Consider the following 26877-nt stretch of genomic DNA (forward strand, 5'->3'; position numbering starts at 1 on the left):
GATGCGCGCAGGCCGGATTTCGCTGAACTTCTGAACGCTGCATTATACGCCCTGCCCGATTCCGGACTGACCACGGAATCATTTATGCTTGCCACCGGTCTGAATCCAGGCCGCGCGCATCCGGTGACGCGATGCGCGCCTGCCGATGCCCGGCACATCACTTCCGCAAGCGTTTTCCATCCTCGATGCAACGACGACATTTTCTTGGCGCCTCGGCGGCCATGCTGCTGGCAGGCTGTGCGTTCGGCCCGAAGCCGACCACCCCGACCACCCCGACCACCACGCCCACCATGGCCGCCGTACCGCCCGTCGCCACGCCGCCGCGGCCGATCCGGGTTGGCCTGGCCCTGGGTGGCGGCGCCGCACGCGGCTTTGCCCATATCGGCGTCATCAAGGCGCTGGAAGCCCAGGGCATTCACGCCGATATCGTCACGGGCACCAGCGCGGGTTCGGTGGTGGCGGCGCTCTATGCCACCGGCATGGACGGCTTCCAGCTCAACAAGCTGGCACTGACGATGGACGAAGCGGCCATCGCCGACTGGGCCCTGCCCTTCGGCACCAAGTTCGGCGGCTGGCTCAAGGGCGAGGCGCTGCAGAACTACGTCAACCGGCTGGTCAATAACCGGCCCATCGAGGCCATGAAGCTGCCGCTGGGCATCGTGGCCACCGACCTGAAGACCGGCGAGCGCATCGTGTTCCGGCGCGGCAATACGGGCCAGGCCGTGCGCGCATCCAGCAGCGTGCCGGGTGTGTTCCAGCCGGTGTCGATTGCCGGCCACGATTACGTCGATGGCGGCCTGGTCGAACCGGTGCCGGTGGACGCGGCGCGCGAGATGGGTGCCGATTTCGTGATCGCCGTGAATATCTCGGCCGATCCGTCCAGCCAGAAGAACAACGGCCAGAGCGGCGTGCTGTTGCAGACCACCGCCATCATGGGCCAGTCGATCAACCGCATGGCGCTGTCCCGCGCCGACATCGTCATCCGCCCCGACCTGCCCGACATGGGCGGCAGCGACTTTACCTCGCGCAACCGGGCGATCCTGGCCGGCGAGCAGGCCACCTCGGCGGTGATCGGCGCACTGCGCGAGAAGCTGGCGGCGGCGCGGCTGCGGCCCGCGCAGGCGGGCGCAATCGCCGTTCAATAGGAAGGTGCCGCCCGTCGGTTGTCACATGTCCTGTCACATGGATCGACATGCCTGACAGAAACCGTCACCGACGATGACAGAGGATGTCACCCTTTGGTGGGGTATTTGTCTTAAGACATGGTAGCAACGCACAACAAAAAAGGACTGCCGAGGCAGTCCTTTTTGCTTGCGCGAACGATGCGTCAACCACCGAACATCGTACGGCCTTGGGCATTCGGATCGAAACGCTTGAGCGTCTCGATCATGCTGCCCGTATTTTCGACCGAGCCACGGGCCGAATCGTCGATGCGACGGGCGCCGTTGTAGCGCGTGACCCAGTACGACGCACGCATGTCGTCAACGCGAATCTTGCTGCCGGTGGACGGCGCGTGGACGAACTTGTTGTCGCCGATATAGATGCCAACGTGCGAGAACGTATGGCGCATCGTGTTGAAGAACACGAGATCGCCCGGACGCAGCTCGTTGACCGCCACCGTGGTGCCCACCTGGCTCATTTCGACGGAACGGCGCGGCAACATGAAGCCGAAGGTGTCGTTGAACACGTAGCGGACAAACCCGCTGCAGTCCAGACCTGATTCGGGGCTGTTACCGCCGAAGCGATAACGCACGCCAATCAGGCCCAGCGCGTTCATGACCAGGTCGCCAGCCTTGCTGGCGACGTTGCTGGTGGAGTTCATCACCGACGACAGCAAGCCACGCTTGCCTTCCGGATGCGCATCCGCGTCAACGCGGGCCTCGATCCGGGCGTCGGGGTCCTTGAACACCGTATCCGCCAGCACTCCATTCGACACAGTCGCACCGCAGGCAATGGCAATTCCGATAGCGGCGCGCGCCAGGGAATGAAGTACCGTTTGCATTGGCTCTCCTGATGATCGGACAAAACTGACCGGCAAGTCAGACAAAGCCGGACAGCGTGAAAACATCAGGGCGGAACGTACGCAAGAAGTACGCCAGCGCGACTGCGCCTGCCGCGTGCAACGTCGACCTTCCCCAAGGCCTGCATGCGGCGGACGAACCACCCCCGACAAAACTCATCGCGGGATAGTAAAGGACGCACCCTTGACGTGTCAAAGATGGTTACAACTTTCCCGCAAAGCGCCGCCAAATCAATGAATTAGCGTAAAAAACGTATTCTGTTTCTCGGAAACGCTATAAAGATTTCGTGTTACTTCGGCGTGACAAGGCGTACTGCCCAGCACATCATTCAGGCGCACCCAGCTGCGCGGCGGCCATCAGCTTTCTGGTATACGGATGCTGCGGCGCGCCGAGTACGGTTTCCGTCTCGCCTGATTCCACCACTTCACCGTTTTTCATGACGATGACTCGGTGCGCCATCGCACGAATCACGGCCAGATCGTGGCTGATGAACAGATAGCTGAGGTTGTACTTGTGTTGCAGCTGTGACAGCAGCGCCAGCACCTGCTGCTGGATCGACACATCAAGTGCAGAGGTCGGCTCATCCAGCACCAGCACCTGCGGCTTCAGGATCAGCACGCGCGCAATGGCAATGCGCTGGCGCTGGCCCCCCGAGAATTCGTGCGGATAGCGGCCCAGCGCCGTGCGGTCCAGCCCCACCTCGCGCAGGGCCTCGGTCACACGTTCGCGCATGACTTCCTTCGTCAGCCCGGGCTGATGCAGCGCCAGCCCCTCGCCCACGATCTGCTCGATCGTCATGCGGGGAGACAGCGAGCCGAACGGGTCCTGGAACACCACCTGCATGCGCTTGCGCAGCGCGCTGCGTTCTTTCTGCGAGCAGGCGTCGAAGCTGCGCCCCAGGAACTGGATGGCGCCGCTGCTCTTGCGCTGCAGCGCCAGCACCGCGTGCGCCAGCGTGGTCTTTCCGGACCCCGATTCGCCGACGATGCCCACGGTCTCGCCCTCGCGCAACTGCAGCGTGACGTCCTTGACCGCCGCGAACGCCTCCTTGCCGAACCAGCCGGCAATACCGGCCCGCTTCTTGTGATAGTTCACACACAGCGCGTCGGTTTCCAGCAGCACCGGCGCCAGCGGCACCAGCGGCAGCACTTCGCGCCGGGGCCGGCTGTCGATCAGCTTGCGGGTGTACGGATGATGCGGATTGGCAAAGACCTCGGCGGTCTCGCCGGTTTCGACCAGCACGCCCTTTTCCATCACGCCGACCCGCTGCGCGAACGCGCGCACCATGTTCAGATCGTGCGTGATCAGCATCACCGCCATGCCGAATTCGGCCTGCAGGCTGCGCAGCAGGTCCAGGATCTGGGCGCGGATCGTGACATCGAGGGCCGTGGTCGGCTCGTCGGCCAACAGCAGCTTGGGGCGACAGGCCAGCGCCATGGCGATCATCGCGCGCTGGCGCTGCCCGCCGGACAACTGGTGCGGAAAGCTGTTGAAGCGGTTGGCCGCATCGCTGATGCCGGTGCGCTCCAGCAGCGCGATGGCGCGGTCGCGTGCGGCGCGGCGGTCCAGGCCCTCATGCAGCGCCAGTGTCTCCACGATCTGGTTGCCGATCGTATAGAGGGGGTTCAGCGCCGTCATCGGCTCCTGGAAGATCATCGCGATCTCGGACCCGCGGATACCGCGCATCTCGCGATCGGATACCTGCAGCAGGTCCTTGCCTTCGAAGCGGATGGCACCCTGGTAGCGCGCATCTTCCACCAGCCGAAGCATGGCCAGCGCCGTCACGGTCTTGCCGGAGCCGGACTCGCCCACCAGCGCATAGCGTTCGCCGGCACGCAGGTCGAAGCTGACATCGCGCACCGCGCGCGTGGCGTGCTCGCCTTCGCCAAAGGTGACGGACAGGCGATCCACGCACATCAGCTTGGTGCCGGGCGCCGGGATGTCCGCCAGGTCCGGAAATACCGGATTCACCGCCATGGCGGGATTTGCCGAGTTCATGACGTCGCCTCCGCCGCCGCGCCGCCGGCCGGCACCTTCGGCTCCACCCGGCCGCGCAACTGGGCCAGGCCCAAGCGCGTGTCGAATGCATCACGCAGGGCATCACCCATGAACGTGAGCAGCAGCAGCGTGATCACCAGCACGGCAAACGTCGAGAGTGAAATCCACCAGGCATCAAGGTTGGCCTTGCCCTGGGCCAGCAGTTCGCCCAGGCTCGGCGTGGTCGGCGGCACGCCCAGGCCCAGGAAGTCGAGGCTGGTCAGCGCCAGGATGGCCGCGCTCATGCGGAACGGCAGGAACGTGATCACCGGCGTCAGGCTGTTCGGCAGGATATGGCGCCACATGATCTGCACGTTCGACAGGCCCAGCGCCCGCGCGGCCTTGACGTAGTCCAGCGACCGGTTGCGGTAGAACTCGGCGCGCACGTAGTCGGACAGGCCCATCCAGCCGAACAGCGACAGCAGGATGATCAACAGCGCCAGGCTCGGCTCGAAGATCGACGCGAAGATGATCAGCAGGTAAAGCTCGGGCATCGAGCTCCAGATTTCGATGGCGCGCTGCGAAAACAGGTCGAAGCGGCCCCCGAAGAAGCCCATCAGCGCCCCGGTGAGCGTACCGATCAGCACACCGATCACCGTCAGGGCCATGCCGAACAGCACCGATACCCGGAAGCCGTACAGCAGGCGCGCCAGCACGTCGCGGCCGCGATCGTCGGTACCGAGCCAGTTGTCGGCCGACGGCGGCGCCGGGTTCGGCTCCTTGGCGAAATAGTTGATCGAATCGTAGGAATAGCGATTCAGCGGATAGACGGCGAAGTTGCCGTTCGACGTGATCCGGTCCCGGATGAACGGGTCCAGGTAGTCGGCCCGCGTCGGAAAATCGCCATCGAATGTGGTTTCCGGATACGCCTTGACGATCGGGAAGTAGTACTCGCCCTTGTAGCGCACCACCAGCGGCCGGTCGCTCGACAGCAGTTCGGCGCCCATGCTGACGACAAAGATGATCACGAACAGCACCAGGCTCCAGTAGCCCAGCCGGTTGCGGCGAAAACGCTGCCAGGCCCGCTGGCGCGGCGACAGCGAATGCGGCAGGCCGTTCTTGGCGGCAGCTTTCATCGGTGCATCCCCTCGAAATGGATGCGCGGATCCACCATGACGTAGCAAACGTCCGAAATCAGGCGCGTCACCAGCCCGATCAGCGTAAACAGGTACAGCGTGCCCAGCACCACCGGATAGTCGCGGCGCAGCACGGCCTCATAGGACAGCAGGCCCAGGCCGTCGAGCGAGAACAGCGTCTCGATCAGCAGCGAACCCGTGAAGAAGGCGCCGATGAAGGCGGCCGGGAAGCCCGTGACCAGCGGAATCAGCGCATTGCGGAACACATGCTTCCACAGCACGCGGCGCTCCGACAAACCCTTGGCGCGGGCCGTCAGCACGTACTGCTTGCGGATTTCTTCCAGGAAGGCGTTCTTGGTCAGCATCGTCACCACGGCGAAGCTGCCCACCACCGAGGCCGTGATCGGGAGCACCAGGTGCCACAAATAGTCCATGACCTTGCCCATCAGCGACAGCTGGTCCCAGTCGTCGGAAGTCAGCCCGCGCAGCGGGAACCACTGCACGAAGGTGCCGCCGCCGAACAGCACCAGCAGCAGCACGCCCAGCACGAAACCGGGGATGGCATAGCCCACCAGCACCACCATGCTGCTGATCACGTCGAACCGGCTGCCCGCCCGGATCGCCTTCGAGATGCCGAGCGGCACCGATATCAGATAAGTGAGAAAGAACGTCCAGAGCCCCAGGCTGATCGACACGGGCATCTTCGACTTGACCAGCTCCCAGACACTGCGGTGCTGGAAGTAGCTCTGTCCCAGGTCGAACTGGGCAAACCGCTTGAGCATCATGAAATAGCGTTCCAGCGGCGGCTTGTCGAAGCCGTAGAGCGCCTGGATTTCCTTGATCTTGTCGGGGTCCACGCCGCGCCGGCCACGGTATTCCGCCCCGCCGCCGCTGGCTTCCCCGCCGCCGCCCCGGCCCTTCATCTCCAGCATCATCTGCTCGACCGGGCCGCCCGGCACGAACTGGATCACGACAAAGGTAAGCGTCACCACCCCGACCAGCGTCGGGATCATCAGCAGGATGCGCTTCAGCAGATAGGCAAGCATTGGCCGTCCGATTGGGGGGATGACTGGAAGACTGGGTTACTGGGTCTTCGGCGCCAGGTCCTTGCGCCACCAGCTTGAAAGAATCCAGCCCTCCGCGGTGTAGAAGTACGGCAGGCGGGTCGGATACGCCAGTTCCTTGCGGTACGACACACGATGGAAAGCACTGTACCAGTTCGGCACGATGTAATAGCCGTGCATCAGCACGCGGTCCAGCGCGCGGCCCGCCGTGATCAGTTCGTCGCGGGTTTCGGCGTGCAGCACGGCGTCCACCAGCTTGTCCACGGCCGGCGACTTCAGGCCGAACAGGTTGTCCGATCCGGGCATGCCGGCGGCTTCGGCCGAAAAACGGTCGCGCAGCTCGTTGCCGGGGCTTTGCGAATCCGGGAAGCGGATCGACACCATGTCGAAGTCGAAATCCTCCAGCCGCTTCTGGTACAGGGCAAAGTCGGTGGTGCGCTGGTGCACCTCGATGCCGAGCTTTTCCAGGTTGCGCACGTAGGCCGTGATGACGCGGCTCATGGCGCCACCGTCATCGAGGAATTCGAACACCATCGGCTCGCCCCTGGCGTTGCGCAGCGCGCCATCGTCGTAGGTCCAGCCGGCCTGGGCCAGCAGGCGCCGCGCGTCGCGCAGGTTGTCCCGCAGCGACCGGGGCGCATTGGTGCTGGGCTGCACCACGTCGGGGCCGAACACTTCCGCCGGCAACTGGGCGCGCAACGGCTCCAGCAGCTTCAGCTCGCCAGCCCCGGGCCGACCGTCGAAGGTGGCGCTGGCGGCCAGTTCACTGTTGGAGAACCAGCTGTCGAGCCGCTTGTAGGCCCCATAGAACAACTGGCGATTCAGCCATTCGAAATCGAGCGCCAGGATCAGGGCCTGGCGCACGCGGACGTCCTGGAACATCGGCTTGCGCATATTCATGACGAAGCCCTGCATGCCGGCGCCGTTGCGGTGCGGAAATTCGGTCTTGATCAGGCTGCCGTCCCGGAACTTGGTGCCGACATAGCTCTTGGCCCAGTTTTTCGAGCGGTATTCGACGATGGCGTCGAACTCGCCCGCCTTGAACGCCTCCAGCTTGGCGGTCTCGTCCTTGTACAGCCGGTAGACCACGCGGTTGAAGTTGAACGTGCCGCGCCGTACGTTCAGGTTCTTGCCCCAGTAGTTCGGATCTCGCTGGAATACGATGCCGCGACCGGCGTCGTAGCGTTCGATCTTGTACGGGCCGCTGGTGATCGGATCTTCGAAGGTCAGCTTCTCGAACGGCACCTTGGCCGTCCATTTCTTCGAGAACACGGGCAACTGGCCGACGATCAGCGGCAATTCGGCGTTGCGTTGCTTGAAGTCAAAGCGGATCGAGCGTTCGCCGGTCACCACCACGGCCTTCACATCGGTACACATGCTGCGGTAGCCCGGGCTGGCGGACTTGCTCATCAGCATGTCGTAGGAATACTTCACGTCGGCGGCCAGCACCGGATCGCCATTGACGAAGCGGGCCTCGGGGCGGATACGGAAGGTGACCGACAGCTGGTCGGGGGCCACCGTCACGTCGTCGGCCAGCAGGCCATAGGCGCTGGCGGTCTCGTCGGCGCTGCTGATCAGCAGCGTCTCGAACATCAGCGAGGTCAGGCCCGGTGCGGCCGTGCCCTTCAGCGTGAACGGATTGAACTTGTCGAAGCTGGTGCGGCGGTCGGGATTGGCCAGCGTCAGCGTGCCGCCCTGGGGCGCATCGGCGTTGACATAGTCGAAGTGGCCAAAATCGGGCGGATACTTGAGATCGCCGTGGAGCGCAAAGCCGTGTGCGCCATAGCCCAATGCGGGAAAACCCCAGCCCAGCACGATCGACAGTGCCAGCGCCCAATGCACTACCGCGCGTCGACGGAAGCACTGCCCTGCCGCCAGACGCGGCCAACGTGCATGAATCAGCATCCGGTTGCAGACCTCCACAATGCCCGAGACGGCCCGGCGGCTTGTGGCCGGGCGAAGTTGTGCGACAATTTTACATGCGTTCGGGTGGCGCCCAACCATCCGGACATTCCCTCTACGCGGCGCAACAAACAGCGGGGATTTGACTCCCTGCCATGCACCGGACACGGGCCAGTGCATGAAGCATGCCCGTCCCCCACAAACAATCTGGAGAATTTATGGGATTTCTGGCAGGTAAGCGGATCCTGATCACGGGCTTGCTTTCGAACCGTTCCATCGCCTACGGCATTGCGTCGGCCTGCAAGCGCGAAGGCGCCGAGCTGGCCTTCACCTATGTGGGCGAGCGTTTCAAGGACCGCATCACGGACTTCGCCAAGGAATTCGGCTCCGACATGATCTTCGAATGCGACGTCGGCAGCGATGAACAGATCGCCGCCACGTTCGCCGCTTTGGGGCAGCGTTGGGAAAAATTCGACGGCCTGGTGCATTCGATCGGTTTTGCACCGCGCGAAGCCATCGCCGGCGACTTCCTCGAAGGCCTGTCGCGCGAGGGGTTCCGCATCGCGCATGACATCTCCGCCTACAGCTTCCCGGCACTGGCCAAGGCCGCCCTGCCGCTGCTGAACGACAAGGCGTCGCTGCTGACGCTGACGTACCTGGGCGCCGAGCGCGTCGTGCCGAACTACAACACGATGGGCCTGGCCAAGGCATCGCTGGAAGCCAGCGTGCGCTACCTGGCATCGGCCGTGGGCCCGAAGGGCATCCGCGCCAACGGCATCTCCGCCGGCCCGATCAAGACGCTGGCCGCGTCGGGCATCAAGGACTTCGGCAAGCTGCTCAAGCATTTCGAGGACGTGGCCCCGATGCGCCGCAACGTGACGATCGAGGAAGTCGGCAACGTGGCCGCCTTCCTGCTGTCGGACCTGTCCAGCGGTGTGACCGGCGAGATCACCTACGTCGACGGCGGCTACAACATCGTCGGCACGGCCGTCGAAGAGTAAGCAGCCAGATCCCGGCAGGCGGCACGTTGGTCCGCCGCATCGAGAAAGCGCTCCCTGGGGCGCTTTTTTGTTTGCCTCTGCCCCGTTTTCACGTCCGCGCGATGGACTCGATCACGGCCACGGCGCGCTCGGCCGCCGGCGACAGCGTCCGCTGCGCGAGCCGGACGATCGCAAACTGCATCGTGATCTCGGGCAACTCCGGGATCTCCAGCGCGACGAGCCGGCCGGCTTCGACCAGTTCCTCGCGCACCGCCCGCGCCGGCGCCAGCAGCAGCGCATCGGCATGCCGCACCAGGTGCGTCAGCGCGCGGAAATCGTTGCTTTCCACCTGGAACGGCAAGGCCTCGCCCGGCTTGCAGCGCAGCAGCTTGCGCAGCCGTTCGTGGGTTTCCGGTGGGAAGACCACCGATACCAGCGCCGATTCGCGCAGCGTGGCCAGGCTCACGGGCCCTGCCGCCAGCGGATGCCCGGCGCGGGCATAGACCCCGCCGGGGCCGGCGGGCAGTCGTATCACTTCCAGTTCGGCGGCCGTGGGCACGGTGCTGTGCTCGACCACCACGAAATCCACCTGCTCGCCGTGCAAGGCGTCCAGCAACGCGGCGGGATGGCTGACCTCGGTCGTGATGCGCAGCTTCGGCCATTGCCGGTGCAGCTGGCACAGCAGTTCCGGCAGCAGGATGGCCGCCGGGAACGCCCCCAGCCCGATCTGCACGCTGCCGATCTCGTGCTGCCGCACCAGGGCCAGGTCGCGCGCCAGGCAGCCCGACTCGAACAGGATGCGCCGGGCGCGCTCGGTCACCATGCGGCCCACGGTGGTCAGCGTCACGCCACGCGCGCCCCGGTCGAACAGCACGGCGCCGGCCTCTTCCTCCAGCGCCTGGATGCTGCGCGTCAGCGCGGGCTGGCTCAGATGCACGCGCCGTGCCGCCGCAGCCAGCGAGCCTTCTTCCGCCACCGCCACCAGGTGTTCGAGCCGTTTCAGATTCATATATGCACCATTCGCATTGCTGCGATACGAAATTTGCAATTGAATTATAGGTGCGGCGCGCTTTCAATGGATGCCTTGCCCAACCGAGGAGTCGATTTCCCATGCGTTTTGCCCGCACCGCCATGCTGGCCGCAGCCGTTCTGACCCTGCCCGCCGCGCCGACCGCTTCGGCAGCTTCGGCCACGCCGGCTGGCCCGAACGCCGCCACGCCACTGACCGAGCAATCGAATGCCGAATGGCTGCGCCGCCTGCCGTTCTCGGATCGCGCCGATTTCGAGGACGCCCGGCGCGGGCTGGTGGCGCGCTTTCCAGAGGCCGCCATCAAGACCGCGGACGGCAAGGTGGCGTGGGATTTCAACGCCTACGCGTTCGAATCGGCGGCGGACGCGCCAAAAACCGTCAATCCGAGCCTGTGGCGGCTGGCGCAGCTGAACAACGAAGCGGGGCTGTTCAAGGTCACCGACCGCGTGTACCAGGTGCGCGGCGCGGACATCGCCAACATGAACATCATCGAGGGCGATACCGGCCTGATCGTGATCGATACGCTGCTGACCGCCGAGACCGCCCGCGCCGCGCTGGACCTGTACTACGCCCACCGCCCCCGCAAGCCGGTGGTGGCGGTGATCTACACCCATAGCCACGTCGACCACTTCGGCGGCGTGCGCGGCATCGTCAACGAAGCCGATGTCAAGAGCGGCAAGGTGGAGATCCTGGCGCCAAGCGGCTTTATGGACGAGGCGGTCAGCGAGAACGTGCTGGCCGGTAGCGCCATGAGCCGCCGTGCGCAGTACATGTATGGCACGCAGCTGCCGAAAAGCGCCACGGGCCAGGTCGATACCGGCCTGGGCAAGGCCACGGCACGCGGCACCATGACGCTGCTGGCGCCCACGTCGTCGATCACGAGGGCGATCGAGACCCGGCGCATCGATGGCGTGGACTTCGAATTCCAGCTGACGCCCGGCACCGAGGCGCCCGCGGAGATGAACGTCTACCTGCCGCAGTTCCGCACGCTGTGCATGGCCGAAAACGCCGTGCGCACCCAGCACAACGTGCTGACGCTGCGCGGCGCGCAGGTGCGCGATGCCAAGGGCTGGTCGTACTTCCTGGGCCAGGCGCTGCTGCGCTACGGCGAGCGCACCGACATCCTGATCGGCCAGCATCACTGGCCCACCTGGGGCCGCGAGCGCATCGTCGAAATGCTATCCGACCAGCGCGACATGTACGCCTACCTGAACGACCAGGCGCTGCGCCTGATGAACCAGGGCTACACGCCGCTGGACATCGCCGATCAGCTAAAAACCCTGCCGCAGCCGCTGGCCAGCAAATGGTATGCGCGCGACTACTACGGGTCGGTCAGCCACAATGTTCGCGCGGTGTACCAGCGATATCTGGGCTTCTATGACGGCAACCCGGCCCACCTGAATCCGCTGCCGCCCGAGCAGGCCGCCAGGAAGACCATCGAATGGATGGGCGGCCCCGACGCCGTGCTGGCCCGCCTGCGCGACGCCTACGCGCGGGGCGAGTACCGCTGGGTCAGCCAGATCGGCAACGAACTGGTATTCGCCGATCCGTCCAACGCCGCCGCCCGCGCGCTGCAGGCCGATGCGCTGGAGCAGCTGGGCTACCAGAGCGAGAACGCCACCTGGCGCAATATCTATCTGACCGGTGCCCAGGAATTGCGCGATGGCGTGGCCAGGCCGTCCACCACGGGTACCAGTTCGTCGGACCTGGTCCGCGCGCTGAGCGTGCCGAACTTCTTCGATTTCCTGGCGGTCCGCCTGAACGCCGACAAGGCGGCCGGCAAGACCCTGACGCTGAACTGGCAATTCACCGACCTCAAGCAACGCTATGCCATGACGCTGCGCAACAGCGCGCTGACCTACGTGGCAGAGGCCCAGCACGCGCAGCCCACCGCCACGGTCTCGCTGACCAAGGCCACGCTGGACCAGATCAGCCTGAAACAGCTGACGCTGCCACAAGCCATGCAGTCGGGCGCGGTCCGGATAGACGGCAATCCGCAGGCCGTGGCAGGCTTGTTCGGCATGCTGGACACGTTCGACCCGAACTTCAATATCGTGACGCCGCACGGCTTCCAGAAATAAGCCCCCCACAAGAACAACCCCGAGGAGACACCATTCATGGGCGATACCAGCTTCGACTACATCATCGTGGGCGCCGGCTCGGCCGGCTGTGCGCTGGCCGGACGGCTGGCGGACCAGCCCGGCGTGACCGTGGCCCTGCTCGAATCGGGGCCTGACGACCATCACCCCAGCGTCTGGACGCCGCTGGCCATCGCCAGGACGGTGCCCCATCCGGGGCCGCGCAACTACGGCTTCCGGACCGTGCCGCAGCCGGGCCTGAACGGCCGCCAGTCGTACCAGCCGCGCGGGCGCGGACTGGGCGGCAGTTCGTCGATCAACGCCATGCTCTACGTGCGCGGCCACCGTAGCGACTACGACCGCTGGGCCGAACTGGGCTGCGACGGCTGGGGCTACGACGCCGTGCTGCCCTACTTCCGCCGCAGCGAATGCAACCAGCGCAATGCCGGCCGCGACGACGCCTGGCACGGCGGCAGCGGCCCCCTGCATGTCAGTGACCTGCGCACGCCGAATCCGTTCTCGCGCCGCTTCGTGCAGGCGGCGGCGCAGGCTGGCCTGCCGCTGAACCAGGACTTCAACGGTGCCGAGCAGGAAGGCGTGGGGCTGTACCAGGCCACGCAGTTCAATGGCGAACGCTGGAACGCGGCGCGCGCCTATCTGCATCGCGGCAACCGCGCCGACGCCGGCCACAACGGCGGCCGCCAGAACCTGAGCGTGATGACCGGCACGCAGGCGCTGCGCATCGTGTTCGAAGGCAAGCGCGCCGTGGGCGTGGAGGTGGTGCGTGACGGCCAGACGCAGACGTTGCGCGCGCGGCGCGAGGTCATCGTCAGCGGCGGCGCGTTCCATTCGCCACAGCTGCTGATGGCGTCGGGCGTGGGCCCGGCCGACCACCTGCGCAGCGTGGGCGTTGCCGTGGTACATGACCTGCCCGGCGTGGGCCAGAACCTGCAGGACCATCTCGACGTCATCATCGGCAAGCCGGTCACGTCGTGGCATCTCTACGGCTACTCGCTGCGCGGCGTGGCACGCATGGCCGGCGAGGTCATGCGCTACCGCTGGCGGCGCACCGGCATGCTGGCATCGCCCGTGGCCGAGGCCGGCGCGTTCGTGCGGACGCAACCGGGCCTGACCGCCCCCGACCTGCAGCTGCATTTCGCGCCGGCGCTGCTGGGCAATTCCAACGTACTGCGCAAGGGCCGGCCCGGCCATGGCTATTCCTGCCACGCCTGCGTGCTGCGCCCGGAAAGCCGTGGCACGGTGGAACTGGCATCGGCGGACATGCGCGATGCCCCGCGCATCGACCCGCGCTTCCTGTCTGCCGCGTCCGACCTGGACGGCATGGTGGCCGGCGTGAAGCTGATGCGGCGGATCTTCGCCCAGTCGGCGCTGGCCGAAGCGGGCGGCAGCGACCCGCTGACCGCCCTGCTCGGACCCGGCGACGGCGACGATGGGGCCATCCGCGATTTCGTGCGCGCCCACGCCGACACCATCTACCACCCCGTGGGCACCTGCAAGATGGGCGTCGATGCCATGGCCGTGGTGGACCCGCAACTGCGTGTTCACGGCGTGGAAGGCCTGCGCGTGGTGGACGCCTCGGTCATGCCCACGTTGATCGGCGGCAACACCAACGCGCCCACCATCATGATTGCCGAGCGCGCCGCCGATCTGCTGCGGATGGCGGCCTGAACGGCACATCAGGCTGCAGGCGGGGCAGGCTGCGACAGCCTGTCCCGATGTCGCCGTTTCTCCACATCGGCCCACTGCCTGCCAAAGCGATCGCCGGCAACCGTGTCGGCCCGATGCACATTGTCGGTGTAGGCACTACCGCCGCTGGCAAGAAATGCGTCCGCGTTTTGCGAAGCCCATGCAGGGAAGGCCCAATCGGGAACGGCCCGGTGCAACGCACAACACGGGTCGGGCATGCCGTGGACGACATGCGGCACGCGGCGACATGGGTGACCCCCTCGCCGCGCTGCTCAACGTGCAGGGTCGTCCCGGTGAGCGGCCACCGCCTCGGACACCTTGGCGGGGCTTTCGTAGTGCTGTTCCGGTATGCGCATCAGTGCGTTGATGATGCGGTCGTCCGCCCGGTTGTCGCGCGCGGCAGAGATCAATGCGCCCCGAGTGGCGGGATAGTCCAGCCCCTTGAGTGCCTTTTGCAGTTCGATCGGATCGGGGCTGCGGGAAGCACCGGAAGCACCGGAAGCGGATTGCGACTGGCTGTCGGCCATGGTTTTGCTCCTGTGGAAGGGCTCAGCGCACCGCGCCTTCGGCCTTCCGCTCCTTGTCGAGCGGCTCGGCCATCTTGCGATGCTGTTCGGCCAGCAGATCCGACGGGGTGATCGATGCAATGGCCGCCCGGAGCTTGTTCTGCCAGCCGGTAACGACTTCGGCCTCGCCGCGCATCATGGCCTCGAATCCCTGCTGCGCCACATCTGCGGGGTCATCCTTCTTCGCCTCGCCCATGCGCGTATCGAGCATGTCGGCGCGGCGGAAGAACTCGGTCTCGGTGGCGCCCGGCATCAGGCATGTCACGCTGACGCGGCTATCGGCCAGTTCGTGGCGCAGCGCAAAGGCAAACGAATCCAGAAACGCCTTTGTGCCGTTGTAGACAGCCTGGTAGGTGCCCGGCATCAGGCCCGCAATCGATCCCGTGATCAGGATGCGGCCGGCGCGGTTCTCGCGCATATGCCGCGCAACGCTATGCAGCAGGTACAAGGTACCCACCACGTTCGTTTCGAGCACCCGCGCAATATCGGCAAAATCCTGGTCGACAAAGGCATGGCCCAGACCCCTGCCGGCATTGGCACACAGCACGTCGATGCGCCGGCCGCGCACGCTGGATAGTAATTCGTCCACGCCTGCCCGCGTGGACAGATCGGCAACCAGCGACTCCACCGCCGCGCCATGTTCGCGCAGGCGGGCGGCTGCATCGGCAATCTCGGGTTCGTCGGCCACGACGATCAGATCCATGCCGCTGGCCGCGCAACAATCCGCCAGGTGAAAGCCGATGCCGGTCGATGCCCCGGTGACAATGGCCAGGGGGCGCGTGTCGGAAATATCCTGCAGCCCCAGTTCGGCATAATCCACATCGCTGTTTGACGAGTTCACGGCCACCTCCCCTGTCGGAACATATCTAGCCAGCAGCGTGCAAATGTCGTACCAGCGGAAGACCTGCCACGGGCCAACGGTCAGAAATTCCAGAGCACGCCCACCCGGAATGTCCGCGGCTCGGCCGGATGGATATGGTGGTCGTTGATGCCGGCGGGCGAGCCATCGGCGTTTGAAGCGGAGGTCTCGCCTTTCAGCAACGACGCGTAGTAGTAGTCGATGTCGTTGACCCGCTTGCCCAACACATTGAGCACTTCGGCAAAGATTCGCACGCCCTTGAGTACACGATAGCCGACCTTCAGATTCACCAGGAACGAGGAAGCGGACCGCACGCTGTTGTCCTCGACGAGCGGACGCGGACCGAAGTAGCGCGCCCTGGCACCGACGGACCATCGTCCGGTGTTGTACGAGACGCCCGCCGATGCCGTCGTCTGGATGGACTCCGGGATGTGGTCACCAATGTCCTGGTGATCCCGGAAGCGCGCGCCAGAGAAGGCAGCATCCGCGTCGAGAATCAGCCCGGCCAGCAAGCCGTCTGGCGGCGCATAGTAGCCCGCCAACTCAACGCCACGGCGGCGGCTCGGCCGACTTGGTTCCGTGGTGCCGCTGTCGCCGGAGAACACGAGCTCGGAGCCGATATCGAGTTGCCAGAGCGACGCCGACAATTGCAGGCCGTGCGCCAGACGCCGGGTGCGGACGCCGATCTCGTAGCCCGTTGCCGGCACGAGCACGCTGACCTTCTGCGTCGGCTGCCCGGTGGTCGGGTCCATCGTGGTGGTCGCGCCCCGTACATCGTTGCTGTGATAGCCGCGCCCCCAGTTCAGAAACACTTCGGTCTGGTCGGCCGGCGACATGACGACACTGAACTTCGGGCTGACGATATGGTCGGCGCCATGCCCTGAGTTGGCGGGATTGTCGCTCGATACGCCATACCAGAAACGATCCGCGCGCAGGCCCGCGATGGTGCGCAGCCACGGCAGCCATTCCGTCGTGTTGCGCACGTAGAGCGCGGCGCTGGTTTCGTTGACGGTGTCGGTCCGTACCGTTTCGTAGATCTGTCGCGCTTCCGAGTTGGCCAGTGTGATGGGGTCCAGACGGTCATAGCGCACCTGCACACCGACCTCGGTTTCGGTATCGCGCTGTCCCAGCTTGCCCAACCAGAGTCTCGACGCATTGACGCCCGCCGTGACGCGATTCTCGAATTGCTGGAACTGGTCGCCACGCTCCGGATTGTCCAGCGCGTAGGTGAAGTTGGAAAAAAGCTGGAGCCGGCTCTTGATGACATAGGCATTCGCCTTGAACAGGCCCGATTGCACCGGCCTGAGCCAATCGGCGGACAGGCTGTAGCGCGACGCATAGCCGCCATCTGTCGGATCGATATACCCAAAGCGCGAGATAAGCCCCGCGTTGATCGCACGCTGCGGCACCTGGTCGGTCGAATCCCAGCGATTGCGATAGCCCATGGCGGTGACGCTCACGCGCTCCCCCGCGCTGAGCGGCAGCGTGTAGCGGAACACGCCGTTGAGCTTGCGAACGCCTTCGGGCAACACCCAGGGACCGTTCTCTTGCAACCACTCCAGACCATAAAGGGCGGTTCCCGGGCCCACCTGATGCGAATTGGCCAGCACGGCCCTACGATAGTCATGTTGGCCCAGCTCGATCTGCGCGATACCGGCAGGCAGTTGCGACAGGTAGTCCATCCGCACTGCACCCGCCGCAGAGAAGTCGCCCTCTTCGGCGAAATACGTGCCCTTCTTGTAGGCGATGCCGCTGACCAGTTCCGGAATCACGAAATTCAGGTCGGTGTAGCCCTGCCCATGAGCATTCGTGCGCATGTTGACCGGCATGCCTGCCACGGTGGTGGAAAGGTCCGTGCCGTGGTCGAGGTTGAAGCCGCGCAGGAAATACTGATTGGCTTTGCCATCGCCGCTGTGCTGCGTGACGATCAGTCCCGGGACGGTTTCGAGCAGTTCGCCGGGACGCAGCAATGGACGATTGGCAAGCTGGTCGCGGCCGACATAGCCCTGGTTGGCGGACACGGCCGCGTCCGATGTTGCACCGTCGGATCGTGCCGCCTGGACGGCGACCTCTGGTAATACGTGCTGGGCTTGCTGAAGGCCGCCGGCCAGTGCGGTTGGCGGGATGGTGGCCAGCGTTGCGGAAAGCACCCCAAGCGTGGGCATTGCCGAGCGCAACGACGGCGCACGGCGAAAAGACATACGGTGGCGCATTTTTTATTATGTGGATTGGCATGATCCATTATGCAAGCTTCATGCCAATCCGGGCGCACATTGCTTTATGGCCGATGCGCAGCGCGCATCGGCCGAGCTGCCGTGTGGCGCGCTTTTGGACTATTTACGACGTGCACCTGCGAACATCTCAATGGCTGCCTGGCTGAACGCGGGAATGTCGTCGGGGTTGCGGCTGGTGACCAGGTTGCCGTCCACCACTGCCTGCTCGTCGACCCAGTTGGCGCCAGCGTTGACCAGATCGGTTTTCAGCGACGGCCACGACGTCATCCTGCGCCCCTTGACCGCGCCCGCCTCGATCAACGTCCACGGTCCATGGCAAATCGCAGCCACAGGCTTGCCCGCATCGACAAATGACTTGACGAACGACACGGCAGACGCATCCATGCGCAGCGCGTCGGGGTTGATCACACCACCCGGCAAGAGCAGCGCGTCGAAGTCGTCGGCGCGCGCCTGCGCCAATGGCCTGTCCACCGGCGTTGCGTCGCCCCACTCCTTGAACTTCCAGGCTTTCACCTCGCGGTCCTTGGGCGAAACGACCTGGGTCGTGGCGCCTGCGGCGTCCAACGCCTTGCGAGGCTCCTCAAGTTCCACCTGCTCGAATCCGTCGGTCACGAGAATGGCCACTTTCAGGCCATCAAGCGTTCTGTCAGCCATGCTTGTCCTCCTTGTTCGTCCGTTTCGGGATGGAACATGCCAAGCACTGGCCATGCCAGCCGCGCGCCCGCGCCGGCTGCCCTGCCCCGCCCGTCCAGCATAAGGCTACCGGTACGCGTGATCGTCCACGACCCTGGCGACGGTCTGCAGTGCCTGCCGCAGCATGTCAACGGGGACGGAGCCCAGTGCGAGCCGGATCGCGTGCGGCACCTGTTTCGATGCCGCGTAGGCAAGCGCGGTGGATACGGAGATGCGCTGCGCGAGCAGCGTCTTGGCGATGGCATCGGCTCGTGCGTCTTCCGGCAGCGGGAGCCAGACGAAATAGGACGCACGGTGCCGGACGGGATGCAGATGCCCGAGCACTTCGGTCACGACACCTTGGCGTAAGGCGGCGTCATTTCGCTTCTGCGCCTCCAGGCGCGCGACCGTCCCGTCTTCGATCCAGCCACAGGCAATGGCGGTCATCATGGTTGGCGTATGCCAGGTGGTTGCGCGGATCGTGCGCTCGAACTTTGGAATCCAGGCTGGCGGCGCGCAGACCGGGCCGACGCGGAGCCCCGTTGCCACGCTTTTGGAGAGACTCGATACGTACACGGTCAATTCGGGCGCCAATGCGGCCAATGGCTGCGGCGCGTCGGCTTCCAGGAACGCGTATGCAGCGTCTTCGATCAGGATCAGACCATGGCGCCGCGCGATGGCAACGAGATCGCGCCGCCCGCGCGCGCTCATGACCCAGCCAAGCGGATTGTGCAGCGTCGGCATTGTGTACACGGCGCGCACCCGGCGTTGCCGGCACAGTCCCGCCAGTGCGTCCAGGTCCGGACCCTTGGTGCCTGCGGGAATCGCCACCAGTTCCAGCCGGCACGCTTCTGCGGTGAGCTTGAATCCCGGGTACGTCAGCGCGTCAACCGCAACCACGTCGCCGGGTTCCAGCAACGCCATCGCCGTGACCGTCAGGCCGTGCTGTGCGCCGCTTACCAGCACCGTGTTGTCCGCGCTCGCGGACAATCCGCGTCCGGCAAGATGCCGGGCCATCGTCTCGCGGTCACGCATCCGGCCACCATGCGGATGGTATCGGAGCAACGCCTCGAGATTGCCCGTGCCGGCCAGTTCGCGCAGCGCCGTCCGGAGCAGGTCGCCCTGGCCTGGTATCGACGGATTGTTGAAGCTCAGGTCGACGGTGTCGTCGCTCCATGGCTGGAGATCGATACCGTGTCCAGGCGGAAGCACTTCCTTGACGAACGTGCCCCGTCCGGTCTCGCCGCTTACCAGCCCCATGGCGTGCAGTTCCGCATAGACGCGGGTCGCCGTCACAAGCGCCAGGCCTTCGCGGGCGGCAAGTTCACGGTGTGTCGGCAAGCGGGTGCCAGGACGCAGCCGGCCGTCCTGGATATCTGCGGCGAATTGGTCGACCAGTTGCTTGTAGCGGTGTCGAGGCATGGCGAGCGGACGCATGACAATGAAAAGAATGTACTGATTATGACCCCGGATCGCGCAGTGCAACTCACCGTGCAACCTGTTTCGCATCGCATCGCCGACGGTTTACTTCGCATACGAATTATCTATATACTTCGCATGCGAATTTAAACCAACGGAGACCAGCATGACCGCGGCAATTCAAATCGACCTGACACATGGCGTACTGACCATCACGCTTGCCCGCCCCGACAAGAAGAACGCCCTGACCAACGAGATGTACGGCGCCCTGGCCGACGCCATCGAGGGCGCCGAGCACGACGGAAACGTGCGCGTGGTGCTGGTACAAGGGGATGGCGACATGTTCACTGCGGGGAACGATGTGGGCGAGTTCGCGGCGATCGCCGTGGGCAAGGGCCCCAGCGAACGGCATGTCCACCGCTTTCTGCATGCGCTGGCGAAGGCGACGGTGCCCATCGTTGCCGCGGTTCATGGCAAGGCGGTGGGTGTAGGCACCACAATGCTGCTGCATTGCGACTACGTGCTGCTGGCACAGGACGCGCAACTGATCACGCCGTTCGTCAACCTTGCCCTGGTGCCGGAAGCGGCCTCCAGCTATCTGCTGCCGCTGCGCATCGGCCACGCGCGGGCCTTCGAGATGTTTGCCATGGGAGATCCGCTCGACGGACAGACCGCGCTCGCCTGGGGCATCGCCAACAAGGTGTGCGCCAATGACCAGCTCCGCACCGAGGCACGGCAGATCGCAGAACGCATTGCCGCCAAGCCTGCCGGGTCGCTGAGCGCCACGAAAGCCCTGATGCGCCAGGCCGCGATGCTGGTGACGCAGATGGATACCGAGAGCGCGAAGTTCCAGGAGCGGCTGACGAGCGCGGAAGCCCGCGAAGCATTCACCGCCTTTGCCGAAAAGCGCAAGCCTGACTTTTCGAACGTCAGCCAGCAATAGGCTGCATCGTGCTGCTCAGCCGCGGACCAGGCCAGGCGCCGCCTAGTCGTGGCCCTCGTCGCGATCGTCGCGCCCGTCGCGCGCATCGCCCGCGACCGGAAACTTGGTCTGCAGGCTGGTCAGCCATCGCGCCACCACATCGATCTCGGCTTCGGTAAAGCCCTCGGTCAGCCTGGCGTTGAGGTCCGTCATGCCGGCCTTGGCACGCTGCCGCGCGGCGCGCCCGGCGTCCGTGAGCCACAGCCGCGATGCGCGGCCGTCCATCTCGTCCGCACGGCGTTCTATCAGGCCCGCTCTTTCCGTCCGGTCGGCCAGGCCGCTCATTCCAGGCGCGCCCAGGTCCAGCGCGGCCGCGGCTTCGCTCATCAGCGCGCCGTTGTGCGTACCCAGATAGAACAGCAGCCCCGATTGCGCGGCCGTGACGCCACCACGGGCGGCACGCGCCTGCGACCAGCGTTGCAGCCGTCGCTGTCCAACGTTCAGAAGATACACAAGACGATGTTTCATGCTGGGCCCGGCAGCGTTGATCGTTTAGTTCGCGCGCGAATCATATCACGCGGCGCCATGGGCAGCCCTAAGCAGCTTTCGGCGGGGTGACGGAAATTGTATCCATGACAATGGTTTGATTGTATTGGGTAGGCACTCTACGATGATCACCAGACGACCGGCCTCAATGCCGAAGCCATCATGGAACTCAATACCACCACCATCCTCGTGACCTTTGCCGGGGTTTTCCTGATCTGCTTCATGAAGGGCGCCTTTGGCGGAGGATTTGCCATCGTCGGCATTCCGCTGTTGTCGCTGGTGATGGACCCCGTCTCGGCCGGCGGCCTGCTGGCGCCACTGTTCGTTGCGATGGATCTGTTCAGCCTGCGCTACTGGAAGCCATCGACGTGGTCCAGGCCCGACCTGCTGTTGCTGGTGCCCGGGCTGGTGGCAGGCATCGGGGTCGGCTACTTCCTGTTCAAGGTACTGGACCATCGCGCCATCTCCATCGTCATGGCCGTGGTCACGTTGAGCTTTGTCGGGCTATGGCTGTTGCGGGGCGCCGATGTCGCAGTGCAGCCCAGGTCCTCGCCCAAGGCCCTGGCGGCGGGCCTGACGTCGGGTATCACCACCATGGTTGCCCACTCCGGCGGGCCGCCGCTGGCGATCTACTTGCTGCCGCTGGGCCTGAGCAAGCAGGTCTACGCAGGAACCACCAGCATGTTCTTTACGGTGGGCAACGCCCTCAAGGCAGTACCCTGGCTGGCGCTGGCAAGGCCGGTTGGTGCCGTCTGGACGTTGATGGCGATCTGCCTGCTTGCCGTCCCTGCGGGTGTCTGGCTGGGCTGGCGTCTGCATGCGCGGCTCGATCAACGCCAGATGTACAGGGCCTGCTACGGACTGCTGGTCATCACGGCGATAAAGCTGCTGTGGGATGGCGCGGCCGGCTACCTTTCCTAGGCAGGCCGGCGTTCGGCTGGTGTTTGTCACAGAAGTACGCTTGCCGGGATTGCCGTAGTTGTGAAATTTCCATGATTCGACTATATTCGAATCATGGAAACCGAAAACGCTCTCGAAGCCCTTTCTGCGCTGGCCCACGCCATCCGCCTGGCCGTGTTCCGTCTACTCGTGCAGGCCGGCCCCGAAGGCCTGCCCGCCGGCCGCATTGCCGAACTGATGGAGATGCCGGCCTCCTCGCTGTCGTTCCACCTCAAGGAACTGCACCGCGCCGGTCTGCTGGCCAGCCGTCAGGAAGGCCGGTCGATCCTCTACATGGCGCGCTTCCAGACCATGAATGCCCTGCTCGGCTATCTCACGGAAAACTGCTGTGGCGGTAATCCGTGCTCGCCGGTGTCCTCGTGTTCCGTCCCAACGGAGAGCTGACCCATGAAGCGGGCCAGGATGCACCCGCTCGCCCGAACATCGCTCAACCGCCCAACAAGCACCATGCCCGACAAGACTTTCAACGTACTGGTGCTGTGCACCGGTAACTCCGCCCGCAGCGTGATGGCCGAAGCACTGTTCAACGTGCTCGGCAAGGGACGCTTTCACGCCTACAGCGCCGGCAGCCATCCAGCGGGCGCGGTCAATCCCTTTGCCATCGAGCGGTGCCAGTCGATTGGCTACGACACCTCGGGCCTGCGTAGCAAGGGCTGGGACGAATTCGCCCTGCCCGACGCACCCCGGATGGATTTCGTCATCACCGTCTGCGACCAGGCCGCGGGCGAGGTCTGCCCAATCTGGCCGGGCACGCCCATCACGGCGCATTGGGGCTTTATGGACCCCGCCGCCATCCAGGGCTCGGACGACGAGAAGCGCAAGGTCTTTGATCAGGTCTTCCGTCAGATCCTGAACCGCGTCAGCCAATTCGTGAACCTGCCGCTGCACGTGCTGGACCGCAACGCTATCCAGAAGGAGATACGCGCCATCGGCGAGCCGCCTGCCGAGGCGGGGCAATGAGCACAGCGCAACGGTCAGCAGGGGCCGCGCAAGCCACCGCCATCGGCTTTTTCGAACGCTACCTGACCGTCTGGGTGGCCCTCTGCATTGTCGCTGGGATCCTGCTTGGCCAATGGTTGCCACCGGTCTTTCTGGCCATTGGCGACATGGCGATCGCAAAGGTGAACCTGCCGGTCGGCGTGCTGATCTGGATCATGATCATCCCGATGCTGATCAAGATCGATTTCGGCGCCATGGGGCAGGTCGCGGGACACTGGCGCGGCATCGGCGTGACGCTGTTCGTGAACTGGCTCGTCAAGCCGTTCTCGATGGCCCTGCTGGGCTGGATCTTCGTGCGCCATCTGTTCGCTGGCTGGCTGCCAGTGGATCAACTCGACAGCTACATCGCTGGCCTGATCCTCCTGGCGGCGGCGCCTTGCACGGCGATGGTGTTCGTCTGGTCGCAGCTCTGCAAGGGCGACCCGTACTTCACCCTGTCGCAAGTGGCGCTCAACGACGCGATCATGGTCGTGGCCTTCGCGCCTGTTGTCGCACTGCTGCTAGGCCTGTCGTCGATTACCGTGCCGTGGGACACGCTCATCACGTCGGTCGCGCTCTACATTGTGGTGCCGGTGCTGATCGCACAGGCCATCCGCAAGGCACTGCTGGCGCGCGGCGACGCCACCTACAAGCGCGTCGTTGGCGCGCTCGGCCCCTACTCTATCACCGCCCTGCTCGCGACGCTGGTGCTGCTGTTTGGATTCCAGGGAAATGCCATCGTCGAGCAGCCGCTGATCATCCTGCTGCTGGCCGTGCCGATTTTGATTCAGGTCTTGCTGAACGCCGGCCTGGCCTACCTGCTGAACCGCAAGCTCGGTGTGGCCCATTGCGTGGCGGGCCCATCGGCGCTGATCGGCGCGAGCAACTTCTTCGAGCTGGCCGTGGCCACCGCCATCAGCCTGTTCGGATTCCAGTCCGGGGCGGCGCTGGCCACCGTCGTCGGCGTGCTGATCGAGGTTCCCGTGATGCTGTTTGTGGTTGGCGTGGTCAATCGCTCACAGCACTGGTATGAATCGAATCAGTGGCCCGCCCTAGAGGATTCGAACCTCTGACCGCTCGCTTAGAAGGCGAGTGCTCTATCCAACTGAGCTAAGGGCGGATGGCCGTGGCTGTCTGGGCCTTGGACGGCCTTGCCGTTGCGGCAAGGCGTGCATTCTACCGCACCGGTTGCGCAAGGGGAACGCGCCCGCCTACCTGGGATGCTTCTGCAGGATGAACTCGATGGCACACTCCGCGGTGGGTGTGCGCGTCTGATCGAAATCTCGGTTCAGCAGGCTTTGCCGCACGCCGATGTCGACGCGAAACATCGAGATTGGCGATACCTGGTCGCATACGGACCGGACAAAGTCGATGACATTGATGGACACCGGCGACCACGACCGCGCCTTGAACATCGTGAACGTGTGCTTGTGATCGTTGTTGAACCGCGAGGGCCAGTGCCCCTGCTCGTACAGGTCTTCGTCCGGCACCTGGATCACCAGGTGCCCTCCCGGCTTCACGACCCGTATCCAGTGCCGGATGGCTACGGCCGGATCGACCATATGCTCCAGGCAGTGCGACGAATAGACGAAGTCGAACGATTCGTCCTCCACCCGTTCCAGGTACTGGGCGTCGCCATGCTGCATATCGAAGACGAAGACATGCTTCATCGCCGGGAACATGTCGGCGAACAGCGCGATGGAATCGATGCCGCCGCCTATATCGAGGCCATTGCCGACGAAGTAACGCGTGGCATAGCGGGAATCATGCACGCGGCGCAGGATCGAGATCGACGTCGCGCCGGGAATGTTCTGGTGAATCTGCCTGGCCTGCTGGGCAGCGTGTTCCGGCCGGATGATGTCCATGGATGTTGGCGCAAGGCGCGTTGCAGTGACCTGCGCATCTATAGCATCGGCGAGCCGGGCCTTGAATCAGATTTCGACGAAACTGAAGTCGGCCCAGGCCAAGGCTGGCGAAACAGCGATATGGATGCCGAACTCAGGACGACTCGCGCTCGCGCACGCGCGGCCGGCGCGGCATGCCGACACCCTCGGCCGTGTCGTGCGAAGACACGCAGTTGCGGCCCATCTGCTTGGCATCGTAGAGCGCGCGGTCGGCGCGCCGCATGACCGCGTCGGCGTTCTCGCCGGCCTGGCGCTCGGCCATGCCGATGCTGACCGTATAGGCAATGGCATCGGGCTCCGACGGGCATGGCGCCGAACGCACCATCGCGCTCAGCCGGACGCTGATGGCGCGGCCGGTTTCCAGCGTGGTGTCGGGCATGACGATCGCGAACTCCTCGCCGCCCAGCCGGCCCAGCACGGCCCGCGCCGGCGCGGCCTTGCGCAGCAGCCCCGCAAAATGGCGCAGGACGCTGTCGCCCGCCAGATGCCCGTAGAGGTCGTTGATGGCCTTGAAGTGATCGAGGTCGATGAAGGCCACGGTGAACGCGGTGCGCTGGCGCTCGGCCCGCTTGCATTCGAGTTCCAGCTCTTCCCAGAATGCGCCGCGCGACAGCACGTCGGTCAGGTCGTCATGGCGCGCGCGGCGTTCGATGATGCGCCGCAGGCGGTCATGCGCCATCAGCGCGAAGCTGACCGACAGCCCCACCACGCCGAACACGAAGCAGAGGGTGATGTTGTCGCGCTCGTCCGGCGTGGCCAGCGGATGGCCATCGACCAGCGTCGACAGCGGCGCCCATGCCTGCGCGCCTGCAAACACCGTGCAGGCCAGTGCCACGAGCGTCAGCGACAGGATGGCCAGGCGACCCGTGCCGCGCTTCGCGGGCAAACGCGGCACGACCACGCGGATCATTTCCAGCAACAGCAGCATCTGGATCAACGACGAGGCCAGCATCAGCCCTGCCACGACGGACGGCGACACCAGCATCCCGGCCGACAGCGGGCCGGGCGCGCGGCCCATCAGTCCGCCGGCCATATGCAACCCGAACACGATGGCGCCGGGCAGGTTCAGCACGGCCAGCACAAGGGCCCGCCCCGGCTTGCCGACAAAATGACGCGTGCCGTGGACCATCATCGACAGCCCGGCCGTCAGGGCCAGCTCCGGCAAGGCGGCCAGCGGCCATTCGGGACGGTAGCCATGGGCGGCCAGCAATACCGCGGCCAGGGTCACTACCAGATCGCCGATCGCCCACGAGGTGAGCCCGCTGCGCTCCATACCGGCAGAGCGCCGCAATACGGCACAGACGATCGCCATCTGCAGCACGAACAAGGCCGCGATCAGCACTACCACCTGCGACTGAAACATCTTCATTCCCGTTCACAAAGACATCGCCGGTGCCCCGCGTGGCACCGGACTGCCTTCTGTTTGCGGCCTGCGAGCAGCCGTCCTGTTTTGTTTCCGCAAAGTCCGGCACCTCCGCGTCACGTCGATGCGGGGCATCGCGGGCGAAGTATGGATCAGGCACGGCGCAGCGCGTCCGCGTCGCTAGCGGGGCTGGCGTGCCATAGTTGTGATAGTGGGACCAGGTCCGGGTGGGCACAGCATTGCCAGGCGTGAAGCGCCGGGTCGGACCGATGCGGTGTGCGGATTATGTCAGCGCGACGCATCAAGTCAAGCCAAATACGATCCCACCTGAAGCGGGGTACGTGCCCGCCACTTCCGCGCGTTGCCATCCTTCGCACGCCACATTTGACCTGGCCGCACGTGTCGCGATAGAATCGCCGGCTCCGGAGCGTAGCGCAGCCTGGTAGCGCATCTGATTTGGGATCAGAGGGTCGTAGGTTCGAATCCTATCGCTCCGACCATATTTGCAAGTAGTTTTAGGTACAAGGATCAAGGGCTTACGTTGAAAGACGTGAGCCCT

The 26877-nt window shown here is 65.0% G+C and carries 23 protein-coding genes and 2 tRNA genes; 10 read left to right on the plus strand and 15 right to left on the minus strand.

Annotation, left to right across the window (positions count from 1 at the left end; translation table 11 throughout):
* Positions 1–185: 185 nt before the first annotated feature.
* A complete protein-coding gene (locus tag AC3FJ6_RS01030; RefSeq protein ID WP_488770379.1) occupies positions 186–1145 on the plus strand; it encodes a patatin-like phospholipase family protein in 960 nt (319 codons plus the stop codon).
* 182 nt (positions 1146–1327) lie between these two features.
* Here AC3FJ6_RS01030 and AC3FJ6_RS01035 read toward each other — a convergent pair whose 3' ends face one another.
* The 5 genes from AC3FJ6_RS01035 to AC3FJ6_RS01055 all read right to left on the minus strand — a co-directional run bounded on the left by AC3FJ6_RS01035 (position 1328) and on the right by AC3FJ6_RS01055 (position 8103).
* Complete coding sequence (locus AC3FJ6_RS01035) at positions 1328–2002, minus strand: C40 family peptidase (protein ID WP_066734394.1); 675 nt, start codon at positions 2000–2002, stop codon at positions 1328–1330.
* A gap of 343 nt (positions 2003–2345) precedes the next feature.
* Positions 2346–3938, minus strand: a complete 1593-nt coding sequence (locus AC3FJ6_RS01040) for an ABC transporter ATP-binding protein (RefSeq protein ID WP_488770765.1) — start codon at positions 3936–3938, stop codon at positions 2346–2348.
* Positions 3939–4015: 77 nt separating this feature from the next.
* On the minus strand, positions 4016–5134 hold the full coding sequence (locus tag AC3FJ6_RS01045; RefSeq protein ID WP_488770380.1) for an ABC transporter permease: 1119 nt from the start codon (positions 5132–5134) through the stop codon (positions 4016–4018).
* A complete protein-coding gene (locus AC3FJ6_RS01050) occupies positions 5131–6180 on the minus strand; it encodes a microcin C ABC transporter permease YejB (RefSeq protein WP_153945310.1) in 1050 nt (349 codons plus the stop codon). The genes AC3FJ6_RS01045 and AC3FJ6_RS01050 overlap by 4 nt, the downstream gene beginning before the upstream one ends.
* 36 nt (positions 6181–6216) lie before the next feature.
* Positions 6217–8103, minus strand: a complete 1887-nt coding sequence (locus AC3FJ6_RS01055; RefSeq protein ID WP_488770381.1) for an extracellular solute-binding protein — start codon at positions 8101–8103, stop codon at positions 6217–6219.
* Between the two features lie 215 nt (positions 8104–8318).
* On the opposite strand from AC3FJ6_RS01055, the gene fabI reads away from it, so the two are divergent.
* Positions 8319–9101 carry an enoyl-ACP reductase FabI gene (fabI, locus tag AC3FJ6_RS01060; RefSeq protein WP_153945312.1) on the plus strand — a complete coding sequence of 261 codons (783 nt, stop codon included), beginning with the start codon at positions 8319–8321 and terminating at the stop codon, positions 9099–9101.
* Positions 9102–9189: 88 nt separating this feature from the next.
* On the opposite strand, the gene AC3FJ6_RS01065 is transcribed toward fabI, so the two are convergent.
* Positions 9190–10089 (minus strand): LysR family transcriptional regulator, encoded by a 900-nt coding sequence (locus AC3FJ6_RS01065; RefSeq protein WP_488770382.1) that lies wholly within the window; start codon positions 10087–10089, stop codon positions 9190–9192.
* A gap of 101 nt (positions 10090–10190) precedes the next feature.
* Between AC3FJ6_RS01065 and AC3FJ6_RS01070 the strand changes: the two genes are divergently transcribed.
* Positions 10191–12191: an alkyl/aryl-sulfatase gene (locus AC3FJ6_RS01070; protein ID WP_488770383.1), complete on the plus strand. Its 2001-nt coding sequence runs from the start codon at positions 10191–10193 to the stop codon at positions 12189–12191.
* A gap of 36 nt (positions 12192–12227) precedes the next feature.
* Positions 12228–13877, plus strand: a complete 1650-nt coding sequence (locus AC3FJ6_RS01075) for a GMC family oxidoreductase (protein WP_488770384.1) — start codon at positions 12228–12230, stop codon at positions 13875–13877.
* Positions 13878–14167: 290 nt separating this feature from the next.
* Here AC3FJ6_RS01075 and AC3FJ6_RS01080 read toward each other — a convergent pair whose 3' ends face one another.
* The 5 genes from AC3FJ6_RS01080 to AC3FJ6_RS01100 all read right to left on the minus strand — a co-directional run bounded on the left by AC3FJ6_RS01080 (position 14168) and on the right by AC3FJ6_RS01100 (position 19648).
* Complete coding sequence (locus AC3FJ6_RS01080) at positions 14168–14422, minus strand: DUF2795 domain-containing protein (RefSeq protein WP_488770385.1); 255 nt, start codon at positions 14420–14422, stop codon at positions 14168–14170.
* 22 nt (positions 14423–14444) lie between these two features.
* Complete coding sequence (locus AC3FJ6_RS01085) at positions 14445–15302, minus strand: SDR family NAD(P)-dependent oxidoreductase (RefSeq protein WP_488770386.1); 858 nt, start codon at positions 15300–15302, stop codon at positions 14445–14447.
* A gap of 80 nt (positions 15303–15382) precedes the next feature.
* Positions 15383–17485, minus strand: coding sequence for a TonB-dependent receptor (locus AC3FJ6_RS01090; RefSeq protein ID WP_488770766.1), 2103 nt, complete (start codon positions 17483–17485; stop codon positions 15383–15385).
* Positions 17486–17653: 168 nt separating this feature from the next.
* On the minus strand, positions 17654–18208 hold the full coding sequence (locus AC3FJ6_RS01095) for a type 1 glutamine amidotransferase domain-containing protein (RefSeq protein WP_488770387.1): 555 nt from the start codon (positions 18206–18208) through the stop codon (positions 17654–17656).
* Positions 18209–18313: 105 nt separating this feature from the next.
* A complete protein-coding gene (locus AC3FJ6_RS01100) occupies positions 18314–19648 on the minus strand; it encodes an aminotransferase-like domain-containing protein (RefSeq protein WP_488770767.1) in 1335 nt (444 codons plus the stop codon).
* Between the two features lie 163 nt (positions 19649–19811).
* On the opposite strand from AC3FJ6_RS01100, the gene AC3FJ6_RS01105 reads away from it, so the two are divergent.
* Positions 19812–20588 (plus strand): enoyl-CoA hydratase, encoded by a 777-nt coding sequence (locus tag AC3FJ6_RS01105; protein ID WP_488770388.1) that lies wholly within the window; start codon positions 19812–19814, stop codon positions 20586–20588.
* Between the two features lie 42 nt (positions 20589–20630).
* On the opposite strand, the gene AC3FJ6_RS01110 is transcribed toward AC3FJ6_RS01105, so the two are convergent.
* Positions 20631–21095, minus strand: coding sequence for a MarR family winged helix-turn-helix transcriptional regulator (locus AC3FJ6_RS01110; protein ID WP_488770389.1), 465 nt, complete (start codon positions 21093–21095; stop codon positions 20631–20633).
* 180 nt (positions 21096–21275) lie between these two features.
* Between AC3FJ6_RS01110 and AC3FJ6_RS01115 the strand changes: the two genes are divergently transcribed.
* The 4 genes from AC3FJ6_RS01115 (at position 21276) to arsB (ending at position 24124) form a co-directional block, all read left to right on the plus strand.
* Positions 21276–22034 carry a sulfite exporter TauE/SafE family protein gene (locus AC3FJ6_RS01115; protein ID WP_488770390.1) on the plus strand — a complete coding sequence of 253 codons (759 nt, stop codon included), beginning with the start codon at positions 21276–21278 and terminating at the stop codon, positions 22032–22034.
* A 93-nt stretch (positions 22035–22127) separates the two neighbouring features.
* Positions 22128–22457: an ArsR/SmtB family transcription factor gene (locus AC3FJ6_RS01120; protein WP_488770391.1), complete on the plus strand. Its 330-nt coding sequence runs from the start codon at positions 22128–22130 to the stop codon at positions 22455–22457.
* 63 nt (positions 22458–22520) lie between these two features.
* Complete coding sequence (locus tag AC3FJ6_RS01125; RefSeq protein ID WP_488770768.1) at positions 22521–23033, plus strand: arsenate reductase ArsC; 513 nt, start codon at positions 22521–22523, stop codon at positions 23031–23033.
* The gene (arsB, locus tag AC3FJ6_RS01130; protein ID WP_488770392.1) at positions 23030–24124 is read left to right on the plus strand and encodes an ACR3 family arsenite efflux transporter; all 1095 of its coding nucleotides are present in this window, start codon (positions 23030–23032) and stop codon (positions 24122–24124) included. The genes AC3FJ6_RS01125 and arsB overlap by 4 nt, the downstream gene beginning before the upstream one ends.
* Here arsB and AC3FJ6_RS01135 read toward each other — a convergent pair.
* From AC3FJ6_RS01135 to AC3FJ6_RS01145, 3 genes are all read right to left on the minus strand, one after another.
* A tRNA-Arg gene (locus AC3FJ6_RS01135) sits at positions 24095–24171 on the minus strand. The two genes, arsB and AC3FJ6_RS01135, sit on opposite strands and share 30 nt — an antisense overlap.
* Positions 24172–24262: 91 nt before the next feature.
* Positions 24263–24916, minus strand: a complete 654-nt coding sequence (locus AC3FJ6_RS01140; protein ID WP_488770393.1) for a class I SAM-dependent methyltransferase — start codon at positions 24914–24916, stop codon at positions 24263–24265.
* A gap of 133 nt (positions 24917–25049) precedes the next feature.
* Positions 25050–26318 (minus strand): GGDEF domain-containing protein, encoded by a 1269-nt coding sequence (locus AC3FJ6_RS01145; protein WP_488770769.1) that lies wholly within the window; start codon positions 26316–26318, stop codon positions 25050–25052.
* Positions 26319–26741: 423 nt separating this feature from the next.
* Between AC3FJ6_RS01145 and AC3FJ6_RS01150 the strand changes: the two genes are divergently transcribed.
* Positions 26742–26818, plus strand: a tRNA-Pro gene (locus AC3FJ6_RS01150).
* Positions 26819–26877: the final 59 nt, after the last annotated feature.

This window comes from Cupriavidus sp. 94F1 (assembly GCF_057798875.1).

Coding starts and splice junctions, on each gene's coding strand:
- AC3FJ6_RS01030 (WP_488770379.1), top strand. CDS start 186: ATGCAACGACGACATTTTCTTGGCGCCTCGGCGGCCATGCTGCTGGCA.
- AC3FJ6_RS01035 (WP_066734394.1), bottom strand. CDS start 2,002: ATGCAAACGGTACTTCATTCCCTGGCGCGCGCCGCTATCGGAATTGCC.
- AC3FJ6_RS01040 (WP_488770765.1), bottom strand. CDS start 3,938: ATGTGCGTGGATCGCCTGTCCGTCACCTTTGGCGAAGGCGAGCACGCC.
- AC3FJ6_RS01045 (WP_488770380.1), bottom strand. CDS start 5,134: ATGAAAGCTGCCGCCAAGAACGGCCTGCCGCATTCGCTGTCGCCGCGC.
- AC3FJ6_RS01050 (WP_153945310.1), bottom strand. CDS start 6,180: ATGCTTGCCTATCTGCTGAAGCGCATCCTGCTGATGATCCCGACGCTG.
- AC3FJ6_RS01055 (WP_488770381.1), bottom strand. CDS start 8,103: ATGCTGATTCATGCACGTTGGCCGCGTCTGGCGGCAGGGCAGTGCTTC.
- fabI (WP_153945312.1), top strand. CDS start 8,319: ATGGGATTTCTGGCAGGTAAGCGGATCCTGATCACGGGCTTGCTTTCG.
- AC3FJ6_RS01065 (WP_488770382.1), bottom strand. CDS start 10,089: ATGAATCTGAAACGGCTCGAACACCTGGTGGCGGTGGCGGAAGAAGGC.
- AC3FJ6_RS01070 (WP_488770383.1), top strand. CDS start 10,191: ATGCGTTTTGCCCGCACCGCCATGCTGGCCGCAGCCGTTCTGACCCTG.
- AC3FJ6_RS01075 (WP_488770384.1), top strand. CDS start 12,228: ATGGGCGATACCAGCTTCGACTACATCATCGTGGGCGCCGGCTCGGCC.
- AC3FJ6_RS01080 (WP_488770385.1), bottom strand. CDS start 14,422: ATGGCCGACAGCCAGTCGCAATCCGCTTCCGGTGCTTCCGGTGCTTCC.
- AC3FJ6_RS01090 (WP_488770766.1), bottom strand. CDS start 17,485: ATGCCCACGCTTGGGGTGCTTTCCGCAACGCTGGCCACCATCCCGCCA.
- AC3FJ6_RS01095 (WP_488770387.1), bottom strand. CDS start 18,208: ATGGCTGACAGAACGCTTGATGGCCTGAAAGTGGCCATTCTCGTGACC.
- AC3FJ6_RS01100 (WP_488770767.1), bottom strand. CDS start 19,648: ATGCCTCGACACCGCTACAAGCAACTGGTCGACCAATTCGCCGCAGAT.
- AC3FJ6_RS01105 (WP_488770388.1), top strand. CDS start 19,812: ATGACCGCGGCAATTCAAATCGACCTGACACATGGCGTACTGACCATC.
- AC3FJ6_RS01110 (WP_488770389.1), bottom strand. CDS start 21,095: ATGAAACATCGTCTTGTGTATCTTCTGAACGTTGGACAGCGACGGCTG.
- AC3FJ6_RS01115 (WP_488770390.1), top strand. CDS start 21,276: ATGGAACTCAATACCACCACCATCCTCGTGACCTTTGCCGGGGTTTTC.
- AC3FJ6_RS01120 (WP_488770391.1), top strand. CDS start 22,128: ATGGAAACCGAAAACGCTCTCGAAGCCCTTTCTGCGCTGGCCCACGCC.
- AC3FJ6_RS01125 (WP_488770768.1), top strand. CDS start 22,521: ATGCCCGACAAGACTTTCAACGTACTGGTGCTGTGCACCGGTAACTCC.
- arsB (WP_488770392.1), top strand. CDS start 23,030: ATGAGCACAGCGCAACGGTCAGCAGGGGCCGCGCAAGCCACCGCCATC.
- AC3FJ6_RS01140 (WP_488770393.1), bottom strand. CDS start 24,916: ATGGACATCATCCGGCCGGAACACGCTGCCCAGCAGGCCAGGCAGATT.
- AC3FJ6_RS01145 (WP_488770769.1), bottom strand. CDS start 26,318: ATGTTTCAGTCGCAGGTGGTAGTGCTGATCGCGGCCTTGTTCGTGCTG.